Origin of the sequence: Sphingobacterium sp. JB170 (genome assembly GCF_900163865.1) — a bacterium.
Lineage (GTDB): Bacteria > Bacteroidota > Bacteroidia > Sphingobacteriales > Sphingobacteriaceae > Sphingobacterium.
This window is the reverse complement of the sequence record NZ_FUKU01000072.1, coordinates 1-13,948: the sequence shown is the minus strand read 5'-3', so window position 1 is coordinate 13,948 and position 13,948 is coordinate 1. Positions and strand designations below refer to the sequence as shown.

Here is a 13,948-nt window from a genome sequence, read left to right as displayed (position 1 = left end):
TTTCTTTGCCATGCATTATCAAGAAACTATCCCAAACTTAAGCAAAAAATCCCTGATATGATTTGATACGATTCGCATTTTGGGTCTTATCAGAAGTAACAAACCTCCACTTTCTTATTGGATAATTACGGGACGATACGCCACAAACCTTATTGGGAACCAAAATGCAGCTGCCACTATCTATACCAAGAATATACGGGTAAATTAAACGGCTGATGGAGGAAGTTTAGCAGTTGTAAATTAATATATAATCAAAATAACTCGTTAATACATTTTGTATTATCTAAATATAATAATTCGGGTTCTTCTAATGAAGCAAAATGCCCTCCTTTTTCCATTGTACTCCAGTGAATAACATTATAATTGTATTCAACAATTGATTTAAGAGTTGGAGCAAATACAGGATCAGGAAATCCAGCTACCCAGTGGGTACAATTGTATATGTTTTTAATGGTAATTTATTAGAGTTTTCTGAATACTCGCCACGGTAGATCCAACTTGAAAATACAACATAATTTGTTACCAGATATAACACTATATTGGTCAAAATTTGCTTCATCATATTTTGACCATATATCGGGATTGCCATGTTTTGTTGTTGAGAAATCCGCCCACTTTCCAAATTTTCCTAGAATCCATACTGCTGTCCCAACGGGGCTGTCGTATAAAGCTATACCAAGAGTCTGCGGCCTAGTTTCTCGTCGATGATTATACCCTTGCTCATCAGCACATTATTTAGCTTCGAGGAATCAGCGATAAAATGGATTTTCTCGACAATACGCTAAAAAGATATCTTTTCAAACTCCGTTTCATACATCTTATCCTCGCGCTTAACTATTAAAGTCTAATAATTACCCTTTCGACCTCTAGGAATTATCTAATATCCAATTATAAAAATCTTTCGAATAGGCGCCTCCGATATCAAGAAAAATTCTCCTGTGGGCTATAGTTACACCTACCTTGCCGTATTCTACCAGTTCTATAGCGGAAAGTGAAACAATGATCTCCTTGCTTATCCTAGCGAATCTAGTCGATGGTAATGATTTTATAAGTTTGCCTATACGTTGATTAATAACATAGGTCTCCCCATCAATTAAATAGATTTGGGTTTTATCCTTTAGCGAACATGCATATACCATATCCTCATACCAAAGTTTCTTGTGGACACCTTTGATCCCACCGGAGAAAAACTTAAAATCACTCTCGTGACCTGATCCTTCACCTATAAATGATCTTGAAGAAAGAGTCGCCGCGGTTTGCCCAAGAATATTATAAAAATTATGAAAGCTAAATGGTTTTAAAAGAAAATGCCGCCAATAAGTTTGATAAGCCTCCATCGCAAGTTCCTGATAAGATGTGCAAAAGATAACCTTAGTCGATAACGGTAACTGAGGCATAACTTCCAATCCGTTTATGGGTTGCATTTGCATGTCCAAAAAAACAATGTCCACCTTTTTTTTATGCACCTCTTGTATTCCTATTCGAGGATCGGTAGAACTTCCTACAAGTTGGCACGAAGTTTTTCCAATATAATCTTTAAGTATGTTAATAGCCGCGCTATCATCGTCAATAATATATAGTGTACATGACTTCATTGTTGGTCAGTTAGTTTTATTTCATTCGTAATGGATTGTAATTCTTACATGATAGATCCCGTTTGATTCCGTTGTTTCAAACGTTGCTTTCTGTCCGTATACTATTTTCAGCCGAGACTTAAGATTTCGGTTCCCCACTCCCAGTGATCGCTCTAGTTTTGCAGCATTTCCCATCCTACTCCTACAGGAGATATGAAGGGTGCCTTCTATTTTCAAAATTCTAAATACAATACTATCCGGTTCACTTAGATCGGAGTACTTGCAAGCGTTCTCCAAAATACTGACAAGTGACATTGGAGGCACCATGAGGCCACTCATTTCTCCCTGAAGAATCAGCCAACCATTATTTTTTTGAAAATACGAGGGATTCATCATAAAAGCGAGCCGTTCCATCTGAGACACTTCACTATAAACTGGTGCAAGACCATCTCGTATATGTATGGTATGATATCGATACAAATCTGCTAACCAAATTATATATTGGACTGCTTGTTGCGAACCCTGACCTAATTTTTCCATTAGCTTATTGAGAAGATCGAATTGTGTATGCGAAGAAAGTTCGTGACCAAGAGTTCCCATCTGAACGCGTCGAATGCGGATCTTCAAGAATCGGAAGAGACGCCAAGTCCGAGCATTGTTAACTACTATCACGAGAATTACCGAATAAAGGATAATCCTGTAACATCCCATAAATATATCTCGAGAAAATTCTTTCCAAGTCAGCGGTACATTCTCATCATAAATCCGGATTCCGACCTCAGGGAGTAAAACCCGAAGGTATAAGAATGAAACAGGTATAATTATCAAACAAAAACAGACCAACCATAGACCTCCTCGCTTCGGCTTTCTTTGAAGCGTAATTAATTTAAAACCACGGTACGAACTATAAAAAGTAAGTAGATAAAGCGGCATAAGAACGAACACTGCAGCACCTGAGCCATATTTATTCTCATTGTATACAAAGGAAATATACGCGTAGAGTATCCATCCTATCAAATGACAAATTGGTGAGTATCGTGACAACGTTCTTGAATCGATGTGCTTCATTCTTCCCGTCTTTCTGTGACCCAAATGTATATCCTCAAGAGAAATATTTTCTGCTACATATCTGGAAAGGTATCCAGAGGTCTACTAGTTAAATGTCTTACAATATAAAAAAAACATTTGAATTAATAGAAATTGAGGCTATTTACAGCTTACCCGAGCGTCGTTATGCAGTAAAAATTCGTCAAGGTAAAACCAATTTTCCCACATTCCCGGCTCATCCTGCAATAGGTTAGAAAGAAAGGAATAAAGTTTTTTCACAAGAACTGTCACCCTATCTTCGCCATTCACAAAATCAGATGTTACCAGGAGAGGATCATGAAGAACAAAACCGACATTATCACGATCACGAACAGAAAGTATCGGGTAGACGGGTACTTTTAGCCAATTTGCCATAAAGCCTATACCGCTTTGCACAGATATATCATGTTCTAACAGCCTAACCTCCGTCAAACGTTTGTCAGATGCAGAAATATTTCCGTCTACATATATTAGAATCATATAGCCTGAATCAATCCCGCGTTTTATTTTGAACAATATTCGCGGATCATTCGCATCTAAAACACCAAAATCGGCAGGTTTCTGCAAACATGCTTCAATGCTCCTGTAAAACAGCATCTCTTGTTCAGATTTCACTTTCCCCGAAACAACCAATAAGAACGGGATCCCTCGGAGCGCGAGCCATTTTCCTAGAAGTCGATATGAGGCAAAATGGAAGGTTGCAATAAAGCCGACTGAATCAAAATAATTCGTCGGAATCATTAGTTGGCTCAATTTATCCTTCATATCGGTGCATTCTAAATCGCGTATCGAAAGACTTTGGTTTAAACACGCTAGTTCAAATTGCCAGAAACGCCATGAAAGATCACTTGAAGGAAACTCAGAATGAATATTACGCTCAAAGCGGCGCCATTCCGCGATGAAGTCTGCAGAAGGAATAGCAAACTGTTCCGATTGCCCTTTTTTTATTTCAGAATACGTGGGGCTATTGTATGGAAATTGTATGATATGCATAATAAAATAATTAATAGAAAAAGGAAGAGCGCCACCGACGCCCTTCACTGATAGACTACTACAGTACTTCAATAGGACATTTCCGATCTGTAGGGGGATCTGACTTGATTGAATCCGGTGCAGAAAGCTTAAAATTTTCAAGTGGCTCGAGCCGTTTAGGGAGCAATGCACTCCCTGTTAATTTCATTTCATTCATTATTTTACTGTTTAATAGGTTCGTTCAGACCGGTTCCTTGTTTCCTATAAAGCGCCAGCGAACAGAACAAACATTGTGAAGAAAATCGTTTAAAAAAATAATTTAACGCGAAATAAGGATTGGGGAACATGAAGCTGCGAATTGTCCAAATACGTACTAAATCGGCACATTAAATCACTTCGTGTATACCAAACAGCATTTCGTGTATAGAACTTGTGAGAATTCTTGTAATTACCGAAATTGTTTCCCTTCCAAACGTACATTCCAACCCTAATACGAAGCCATTATGAAAAAAAGCGCATTTATTATTACTCCGCCTGTATTTGGCACTCATTTGAAATCTATGATAGACCCAACAATCATCGATCTCGTAAATCTTTTTACGAAGGCATTTTGCGATCGACGAAATTACAAGTGAATCTACTCCCTTCGAAAGTACTGTGTACGAAAAAAATAAACAGAACCCTTTGTCAGGATATATTGACATGCCAAAAATTACTGTCGTGAGGAAAACCTTCCATATGAAAACTGCTCATATCTTCGGTCCATCGCTTTCGAAAAAAGATGTCGGTGCCCTCACTTCGCCCTTATTATTTAATGATGGGGAGGTCGTTTTCCGAAAAAATAAAGGTAAGAGCTGTATCGAGCAGAGCTTCAAAGGGCGATTGGGGTATTTACAGCAATACAACATTGTAGTAGACGAATCCGTATGTATCCCCATCGAAATAAAACAATCTGACCTATATGTAGCTTACTCCATACACTCCCGGGCAAAAATCCTATTGTCCGACTCCGAAAATCGCCACGTACTTTCACTTCATCAAGGACGTGCGCTCTACGCTTACTTGCCCAAGGGTAACTATAATCTGACGCTTTCACCTGGAAAATATCAACTTTTCGGGTTTTACTTCGATGTGGGGATGTTTGATGACGGAGGGGATCGAGAGTTTTCTTTTCTAAAACCTCTGCTAGAAGCTCACCGAAATTCCTCATCCGCACCGTTAATGAGCACGGATTTTAGCCTAGATGCAAAAACCGAGGCATACATTCATGCGTTATGCTTACGGATTAAAACGGGGGATCTATCGAGCCAGATATATATGTTCACTACGATGAAAGACCTAATAAAACTTTCAAAAACGAAGATTGAAGAAAAGTACGAGCCCAAAAATTATAAAAAGACAATTGTCGAAGCCGCCAAAATTATCCTTGAATCGAATGTAGAAGCAGAAGGTGTCCGTTACAAATTAACCGCAGTAGCCGATCGGTTAGCAATCAGTCTAAATTATTTGCAAATAATTTTTAAAGTTGAATCCGGCGAGACCCTCTCACAATTCAAAGGGCGGATAATCGTCGAAAAAGCAAAAAAATTAATGAGGGACGGAAAAATGCCTAAGGAAACCTCCGAACTCTGTGGCTTTGAAAATCTGCCTGCATTCTACCGGTTCTTTAAAAGAGAAACACAAATGACCCCAAAAGATTACATATTAGATCAGCCGAGTTGAACTCTGCACGTCACCATATAATTTTTTATTCAAATCTCAATAATTTGATAATAAAGTTTCAAGAAACAGATAATAATTCGTTGCAATATCATTTCTAAGTTTGTTTCATCGGTACTTAACAAAACATGATAAAGAAATGGAAAACAAAATTCACAACAGGAAATATGCTTTATTCCCGCGGGGGGCGGAAAAGAAAGCTAACCAGGAGAATCCCGATCAATTGATTGGAACTCCGTAATCAGGATTTAAATACACAGCGCAAAAACACAGTTATGGAAAAGAATATACAGCGAACCAGAGTCGGAACTAATATCAAGGACAGCAGTTTTTTTATTGCAGCAAGTGCAAGTATAAGGGCTGCTCAAAAATGGTTGATCCCGACGGTTATTTACGGATATGCTTTTCTATACATGTACACGGGATATGATAAACTTATCAATGTCGAAAGATTTATACAAGGAAACGCTAAGATTCCATTTATTGGACAATTTGCCGAGATTACCGGTTGGGGCATTCCTATTTTAGAAGTCATTCTTGCATTGCTGCTAATCATTCCTTTCAAGAAAACGCAACAATGGGCGCTATTAGTATCAACAATCTTAATGGGATTTTTCACCGTTTATGTCGCTTTGATACTCGCGTTTGTCGAAAGTAAACCTTGCAACTGTGGTGGTGTAATTGAATCCATGGGCTGGGAAGCGCATCTAATCTTTAATATTCTTTGGTTAGCGGCCGGAATCTATGCTCTAAGGAAAAGTAATAAATTACAAATACTAAAAATAAACAAATCATGAATACAATAAATTTAACAAAATCCCTTAAAACACTGCTCGGAGTAGCGGTGCTCGGGCTTGCAGCACTTACGCAGTCATTTTCTGAAAATGCTAGAGTTGAAAAAGTGGAAAAACTAGCCGGTGAGACTTGGGTGAATACCTCAAATTCAGGAGAATATTCTCAACTCGCTATACCGGAAGAATATCAATCGGCGAATTGCCAGCAAACAAACCAGCATAGTTGCGCCTTTGTGCGAACGGCTCAACCAGGAACTGTTCCATCGAGCTTTGACGCAGAAGAAGCGGCCGACTTAGAGGCGGCCGGTTTGATAGAAGAAGTCGATTCCAATAAAGGAGTTTATACTCCTTAGAAGCAATTGGTAGCAGGAGGTATTACCCTCCTGCTTTTTTTAATGCCTGATCGATAATAGAAATAAAAGCATTCCTATCGATTTCAGTATAGGGATCTTTCGGGTTGAACGCCATTATCTCATTATTTCCATTTAACACAATAATTGTTGGGTAGGAAAAGATATCATAGTAGCGTATTATTGGACTATGTTTTGTGTCCCCCCCTATCCAAAGATTAATATTCGTGGAGTCAGTATACCCGTTATTGGGATCGCTGATAGTCTGATACCACCGCTCTCTGGATTTATCCACACATACGCTTAGAACAACAACGTTACTATTCGTTGCAAAAGCACTTTTAACGGGTTTCATCGCCTTATATAAACCTTTACAAGCATGGCATCCCGTGTACCAAAAATCCATAATGAGAACCTTTCCTTTAAAATCCTGTGGAGTTCGAATTTGTCCCTCGCTATCCTCTAGCGCGAAGTCGTAGCCTTTACGATATTTAGATTTTCGAGCAAGCATCTCTTCAACAGTTCGTTTAATTTCCGAATTTCCCATTTGCGAGGCCAGCTTCAAATAAGTATTTTCATCAATATACTTATTTCCAGCTTGCTGTAAGAGAGCTGAAAATGCAACCTGATCAAATAGTTCTCCTTTATATCGACCAGAAAGCAAATCAAGAAGTGTATCGAAACTTGGCTCCAATTCCGTATCGAATTCCGCTAGCGAGAAGAACAAATCCGCATATGATTTCAGATATAAATAGCGAGGGAACATAATGGATTTAGTTGTATATTTTACTATCATATCCAAGTCATCCTCCACTAGCAGAAATTTCTTGTAAAAATCTTCTATTGCATTACGATATTTTTTGGCATACATCGTATGAAAAAAGTGCATTTTAGTTATCTGATTATATTTCAGGTTTCCTACCCAATCGTACCACAATTGTTGCCAGGCTTTTTCATCTGATTTTTTTGAAAAACTATTAAATACCATGCTCCCCTCTGCCAGTAGTTGTTGGTTTATCGCGTGATATTCCTCTAAATAACACCACATCTTGTCATAAGGATTGCCTTGTTTCATTTGAAATAGTTTATTTTTATCGTAGGATTCACGTATCTTCCTATTAGCAATTTGCTCAATTCTCCGCAATTCAAGCTGGCAATTTATTAGCGCAGCATCTTTTCCGCTAAAAATTACCGAGTCTTGATTTACTTCCATTTCCAATTGCATGTGAGGTGCAACTACAACAGGAAAATAAACTAAGCGTCCATAAACAGAATTTTCGCGCAAACCCATATTCTTTATGTTATGAAACTTTATGTAGAATAAACTATCCTCAGAATCAATTTCGACTTGAAATTGATTCTCCGACACTCGGAATGATTTCGACCGTCCTCGCATAAATATGTTATGCTGTTCTTCGAAGTTTGTCGTGTAAGAAATTTCCATCGAGTCTACAATATAATTACCTGTTATCTTCCCATTAATTTTTAAACTCTCATTCGACTGAGCCGTACACGGAATTCCGTAAAAAACCACGGCATACCAGAGAAACGCGTAAATAATCCTATATTTTATTGCTTCCATCATCTTATATTTTGAGTTATCCCACTTCGGTTAATTTCATCTTGAGGTATGTTGAAGGTATATTTAGGAGAATTTGGATTCAAAACCGTCTCCTTTGCATCGAAAACACGACTTAGTTGGATATTCGCCCCTTCTTTATTTAATCGCTTTATATCATCCCAACGTAGTGCCCTCCAAACTAACTCCTTACGCCTCTCTTCTAGCACTCGCGCTAATGCCTCCTCCTCGGAATTAAAAAAAACAGGTACAAAAGTACCCGATTTGTACCTGTTTATTAGTAGCCTATTGATCATGTTTTCGGCACTTGATAAATGAGCACGACGTACCAGACACTCCGTTTTATTAAGAAGTACTTCATCGACCGCAAATCCGGTAAACGGAACTAGTCCATTACCGTTATATCCTCTGGCAACCGTATACAAACCTTTACTTTTTTCAATGAAGTAAATCTGAAGTCGCAAGTCATTTGCGTCGTACATTTTAATTAATGAAGTGTCTACAAATACATCTCCGTATGGATTAAGTTGACCAGAATTGTTATATATCACGGTTCGTCCGTACATAAGAAGTTCATCATTTTGAGTTAAAAATGGAGTATTTACATTCACTTCCACCGTATTGTAGTCAATCAACTTATCGTATCGGTTTAATACGCTATCCGCGAAGCGCTCTGCCTCAATATATTCCCTCCTATAAAGGTGTATCCGGGAAAGAAGGGAATATGCTGCGAGTTTTGTCACCCGTTCTCTCGCAGGCAAAGGTCCCCAAAACCTAAGATTTGCCAACGCTTCATTAATATCCTGAAAAATTTGGTCATAACATTCTTTCACTGTCGAACGCTCCTGCATGTAATCGATAGACGGATCTAGACGTAGAGGGACGCCTAAGTCAGTTTCTTGAGTCTCCGAATCAAATGGAGGCGAATAGTTTTTCAGCAAATCATAATACACCTTTGCCCTCTGGAATATAGCCTGCCCATAGACATCTCTAAACTCCAAGGGGACATTACCGTCCTTGGATGCTTTTTTAATTTCATTAATAATATTATTTGAATAATAAATACTTGTATAGGGATCATTCCAATCCTTAATATTAACTTCACCACCATATACATCGGCATCCCATACATACGAATTTCTTTCTATCGCTGTCCGTGCCGATTGCCAATGTTCATAAGATATTATAAAATATTCATCAGATGCTAACTGCGGCAACGCGCTCGTTATACCAACAATATCAGTATTGTCCAACAACCGTTGAAAATCATCAACACTTTTAGGACTGAATATATTACTGTTGGGTTGCTCCTCCAAAAATGCCGTTGAACAGGCACTACATAGTAGCGCGGAAATCGATAATTTTAAATAGGTTCTCATAATATTAGAATTTAATACTTGCACCAAATGATAATTCTAGCGGCGTTGGATATCCGGTCAGAGCTTGGGGATCTAATTCCAGATCGTTGTGTCTCCAGAGTAAGCCTAAATTGGATATGTAGCTGTACACTTGTATAGAAACCTGTTCGCTTTTTCCATATGGCCTAAATTGGTACGCAAAGCGTATATCTTGTAACCGAACATGATCACCCTTGATTCCCAATATTGTAGAATTCCCGTAAAACTCTTCTCTATTTAAGACGAATGGGTACCGGAAGGCTGGCACAGAGGTCAGGTTTTCATCACCTTCACTTTGCCACCGCTGTGTATAATCCGAGTAGCTGTAAGTTCCACCTATCAATCCTCCAGAATTAAGTGAATTTGTCCTTTTGAAATAATACCCCATTTTAAAGAGTATGCTGAAGGAAAACTCGAAATCCTTATAACTAATGGTATTACGAAAACTACCGAAACTGGTCGGAACTCGAGAACCTAGAAATTCAATACTACTTCTGTCACTTCCATTTCGAATAGCGTTGTAATCATCAGTTATTTGGCCGTCCACCCACCCCAAGGGATCTCCATTTTTATCCAGACCTTCATACCTAAATAAAAACATGGAATTAATCGGATACCCTTTCATCGGTATAATACCGGTACTGGTCACAATGTCTGTATTAGCCCCAGGTTCGATAAAATAACTAGTTACTGCGTCCTTAACATGGTTAAAAATAAAATCGGTTCGGACTGATAGCCGTTTATTTTTTAGCCAAGACACCCATAATCCGATATCAAGACCATTAGTCTTAGTGTTTGCTGCATTGCCATAGAACTCACTGACACCGGTTTGCGGAGCAATTGGATTACGCCCCATCAAATCTAATCCTATCTTCATATAATATTCTACCGTACCCCCAAATTGTCCATTTGCGCTACTGAGATCTGCCCCTATGTTCATGTTACGAATACGCTCCCAACGAAGCGAATTATTGGGCGGATTAAGGATAATATCTCGAGGACGGCCCCAAGGGTTAGTAGTTCGGCTTAACTGCGATGTTAGATACGCGGTGGTATTTTTGTCTACATTACCATTGTACCCATAAGTGGCCCTCAATTTTAGATGATCAAATATATTAGTCCTTAACAAATCGCTAAACTCGTAGGATGCCCCCACTGACCAGAGGGGAACCCCCTTTTGGTTCGCTGCTACCCCAAAAATATTTGATTCGTCTTTTCTTACGCTACCCGTGATCGTTAGATTGTTCGCATACGTATATGACGCCAGCGCGTATACAGACCTATTGTTGTCAACGTTACGGAGCTTGCTACGCCCCTCGCTTATCTGTCCGTACCTCCCATTATGATAATAAGGGAAGTAAGTGTACGTATCGACCTTGGCGAAAGTTTCAAGATCTTGATTATAGCCATATAAGTAGCCATTACTATTAAACCAACTATTGTCTTGTCGCCATTCCATTCCAAGCATTCCACTTATACGGTGTTTCCTCAAAAACTGTTCATCCCAGTTTACCTGTATGCGACCATAATGTGACTGTACACGAGTGTTGCTCTCGGATAATATGTCACCTAGTGGTATCGGTCTTATAACGATACCGTTGTCATAATCTATCTGACTAAATTGGTTGATCATATTACGCACATAGAAGGATGTTTCATCATATAGGGTCGAGCTTTCTATCCAATTGTTACTCGATAGATAGCTCCCTTGTAAATTGAAAGAACGATACAGTTTCGAACTAAAACCAAGCTGAAACCGAAACTGTTCATCTTTTCCTTCGTATTTGGAAAGTTTATTCTTCATCTCATCCAATGGACGAAATTTCCAATCCAATAGCATACCATTACCAGCTGTATCGGTATACAAATGACTCAACGTGCTTAGGCTCGATAGCGCGGAGGCGGTACCGCCCTTTTCAAGCCTATCATAGGGATACATTGGTCTAAATTGACTGACATTCCCCTCAAGATTGCTATTTTTAACATACCATATATCCATATCTATGCTCAAACGTTCTCCAAGTGGGTTCCAGTGATTATTGTTACGGATATTAAAACGATTGTTACTCTGCGTCACGCTTTCCTTTAATGACTGGTCGTAACCGAAGGACAGAACATTTTTCACTTTGTCTGAGCCTGAAGATATGCTGATGTTCTGTTGGTGCTGTAACTTGTTACGAAAGAAGTAGCGGTCCAAATCATTACGGATATCTTGGTCACGCAGGGCATCGATTTGCTTATGTGCATGTTCCGCGTCAAGAGCTCTCGATCGGACCTGCTCTAACAGTGAAACGACTGGAGATATATTCTCGAACTTTGAATTGATGTCCCCATCGAAATACCCCTGCTGGAATAACCATATTTCTGAATCAATAAAATCACTCGTTGACATCTGCTTCTCGTAAAAAAGATCGGGCTTTTTAGCAACCAGGAAATTCGAAGAAAATTCAACATCAATTCCACTTTTCCCTTTCTTCGTTGTAATAACGATCACACCATTTCCAGAGCGTACACCCCAAATAGATGCAGCCGTTGCATCCTTTAGGATCGTAACACTTTCGATATCGTTTGGGTTGATGTTATCAAGATCACCTTCAAATGGAAAATTATCTACGACAATTAAAGGTCGAGTACTGGAAAATATAGTACTTCTGCCTCTCACACTCAACCCATCAGGGTTTCCGGTATTACCATTGATGAGAAGACCATTTGCTACTCCATCTAATCTCGACATCAAGCTCATGGACGGATTGCGCTGTAATGTTTTGGCATCAATATGCGCAAAGCTTCCCGTCGCCCTTTCTTTTGGAATCTGTTGGTAACCTGTACTTATCACTTCGACTTCCTCGATCTGGTTTTCAATGGGCTGCAATTGGATATTTAGTACACTCGTATTTGCATTATAGGTTACTTGTTTTGTAATAAATCCAATGTGCTTTAGGTTTAAGTTTCTGCTTTGCGCAGAAACAGATATTGAAAACTCACCTTGCTTGTCAGTAGTTGTGCGCGATTCTTCGCTGTTTATTGATACGCCTTCAATCGGCTTGTTGTCTAGTGCAGAGGTCACAGAACCTGTGAGCACAATTTTAAGCCGCCCATCGGCCCCGCTGTCCTGGCGGGGCTCCTGAGCACTAGCTAGATTACTAAACAACAAAAACGAAAAAGGTATCCACCAGCCGAAAAGAGTTCGACTACGGTTGTATTTAAATTTAAATAGACAATTGTAGGACCGGGTGACTAAGTTTCGCAATGGCGTATACCATCTCCCCTTGCGCAAGTTTCGCATTTTTTTAGTTGTTTTATAAAGACCGAGGCTCTTTACAGGTCAATTAAATTAATCTATTCGGAATGCGCATTAAACTGTTTCGTATCAAATTAATCGATTTCAATTTGACGCCTTTCCAAAATAAAAAAGATACCGACCCTCTGCCTTATTGAAAAGCAATAATATTAATACAAAATAATTTGTTCGAATTAAATAAACGCCATACCTTTAGTCTGCTATAACAAAGTGAAGACCGATTTTTAATCCGTGAACAAGCATATGCTTTAATCTACGTTGAAGGTCGGTTTACAAACCTATCGGAAAAGGAACGGCTCGTGCCTTTGATATGATTGTCGAACAAGCACATCTCTTCCCTTTCTGTTGAAGTCTGTTTTTTTTAAAGCTATTCGGGTGCCCGAATTACGTTCTGGTAGAGTTTTTTGATAGAAAACCACGATTGAGAATCCTGGATTCTTGTGGCGTCTTTTGAGGTTCCAATTTTTTTCGTTCTCATAATCTTTTTGGTTATGTGAACGATGCAGGTTCTCGGTGTGAGTAACACCTTGATAGCTAAGCAAGGAGCGGCCACACACTTTGAACCCAAGGGGAGCTAACCCTTTGTCGCCTTCTAATCTACAAGAGACTTTGAAGATGACCGCCAAAGCTTATCGTGAAGCCGCTCACATGCCGCATATATCAAAAGTATTAAAACTTTTGGACATACAATAGCATGGAGCGATCTGCACGGTTTTCTCGGCGAAATTTTTAGCTCTATTCGGGTTCGAGAAAAACATCGTTCAATATGGCTACATAGCCCTATTGTCAAATCGCTAAACAAATGTACAAAAATTACTAGCAATAACTAGTAAAATATAAAATATTTTTATGACTTCATTAAAATCTTCTTTGGAAATGTACATAGTTGAGACCACTAAAGAAAAGCGTAAAGCAAACAAGTCGAGTCAAGAAGACATCGCTAAAGTGTTAGGAGTAACGGTTGGATATATTGGTCAAATAGAAAGTAAAAAGCTAAAAAGCATGTATTCCTATGGTCAATTAAATAAGCTTGCGAGGTATTTTGATTGTAGTCCGAAAGATTTTATGCCAGAAAAGGCTGTTGAGGACTAAATAAAATCAAAATAAATTTTGGATGTTATGTATCCGCCCTACGAACTACATATTTGATTGCTGAATAATATTCTTATAGTTCTG

The 13,948-nt window shown here is 38.9% G+C and carries 11 protein-coding genes; 4 read left to right on the top strand and 7 right to left on the bottom strand.

Annotated elements, in window-relative coordinates; genetic code table 11:
• Positions 1–866: 866 nt before the first annotated feature.
• From FM107_RS19110 to FM107_RS19630, 4 genes are all read right to left on the bottom strand, one after another.
• Complete coding sequence (locus tag FM107_RS19110; protein ID WP_086950084.1) at positions 867–1,595, bottom strand: LytTR family DNA-binding domain-containing protein; 729 nt, start codon at positions 1,593–1,595, stop codon at positions 867–869.
• Between the two features lie 21 nt (positions 1,596–1,616).
• Positions 1,617–2,642: a hypothetical protein gene (locus tag FM107_RS19105; RefSeq protein WP_143559541.1), complete on the bottom strand. Its 1,026-nt coding sequence runs from the start codon at positions 2,640–2,642 to the stop codon at positions 1,617–1,619.
• 138 nt (positions 2,643–2,780) lie between these two features.
• Positions 2,781–3,653 carry a hypothetical protein gene (locus FM107_RS19100; protein WP_086950082.1) on the bottom strand — a complete coding sequence of 291 codons (873 nt, stop codon included), beginning with the start codon at positions 3,651–3,653 and terminating at the stop codon, positions 2,781–2,783.
• Positions 3,654–3,711: 58 nt separating this feature from the next.
• The gene (locus FM107_RS19630; protein WP_179204553.1) at positions 3,712–3,849 is read right to left on the bottom strand and encodes a hypothetical protein; all 138 of its coding nucleotides are present in this window, start codon (positions 3,847–3,849) and stop codon (positions 3,712–3,714) included.
• A gap of 521 nt (positions 3,850–4,370) precedes the next feature.
• Between FM107_RS19630 and FM107_RS19090 the strand changes: the two genes are divergently transcribed.
• From FM107_RS19090 to FM107_RS19080, 3 genes are all read left to right on the top strand, one after another.
• A complete protein-coding gene (locus FM107_RS19090) occupies positions 4,371–5,354 on the top strand; it encodes an AraC family transcriptional regulator (RefSeq protein WP_179204552.1) in 984 nt (327 codons plus the stop codon).
• Positions 5,355–5,626: 272 nt separating this feature from the next.
• A complete protein-coding gene (locus tag FM107_RS19085) occupies positions 5,627–6,148 on the top strand; it encodes a MauE/DoxX family redox-associated membrane protein (RefSeq protein WP_086950079.1) in 522 nt (173 codons plus the stop codon).
• Complete coding sequence (locus tag FM107_RS19080) at positions 6,145–6,498, top strand: hypothetical protein (protein WP_086950078.1); 354 nt, start codon at positions 6,145–6,147, stop codon at positions 6,496–6,498. Before FM107_RS19085 ends, FM107_RS19080 begins: the two co-directional genes overlap by 4 nt.
• A 22-nt stretch (positions 6,499–6,520) precedes the next feature.
• Here the strand turns inward: FM107_RS19080 and FM107_RS19075 are convergent, their stop codons facing one another.
• The 3 genes from FM107_RS19075 to FM107_RS19065 are packed head-to-tail and all read right to left on the bottom strand — an operon-like array spanning position 6,521 to position 12,757.
• Positions 6,521–8,080, bottom strand: coding sequence for a TlpA disulfide reductase family protein (locus tag FM107_RS19075; RefSeq protein WP_086950077.1), 1,560 nt, complete (start codon positions 8,078–8,080; stop codon positions 6,521–6,523).
• Positions 8,077–9,453, bottom strand: coding sequence for a RagB/SusD family nutrient uptake outer membrane protein (locus FM107_RS19070; RefSeq protein WP_086950076.1), 1,377 nt, complete (start codon positions 9,451–9,453; stop codon positions 8,077–8,079). The genes FM107_RS19075 and FM107_RS19070 overlap by 4 nt, the downstream gene beginning before the upstream one ends.
• A gap of 4 nt (positions 9,454–9,457) precedes the next feature.
• Positions 9,458–12,757, bottom strand: coding sequence for a SusC/RagA family TonB-linked outer membrane protein (locus FM107_RS19065; RefSeq protein WP_086950075.1), 3,300 nt, complete (start codon positions 12,755–12,757; stop codon positions 9,458–9,460).
• 864 nt (positions 12,758–13,621) lie between these two features.
• Between FM107_RS19065 and FM107_RS19060 the strand changes: the two genes are divergently transcribed.
• Entirely contained in the window at positions 13,622–13,864 is a 243-nt protein-coding gene (locus FM107_RS19060; protein WP_086950074.1) for a helix-turn-helix domain-containing protein, read from the top strand.
• Positions 13,865–13,948 lie beyond the last annotated feature (84 nt).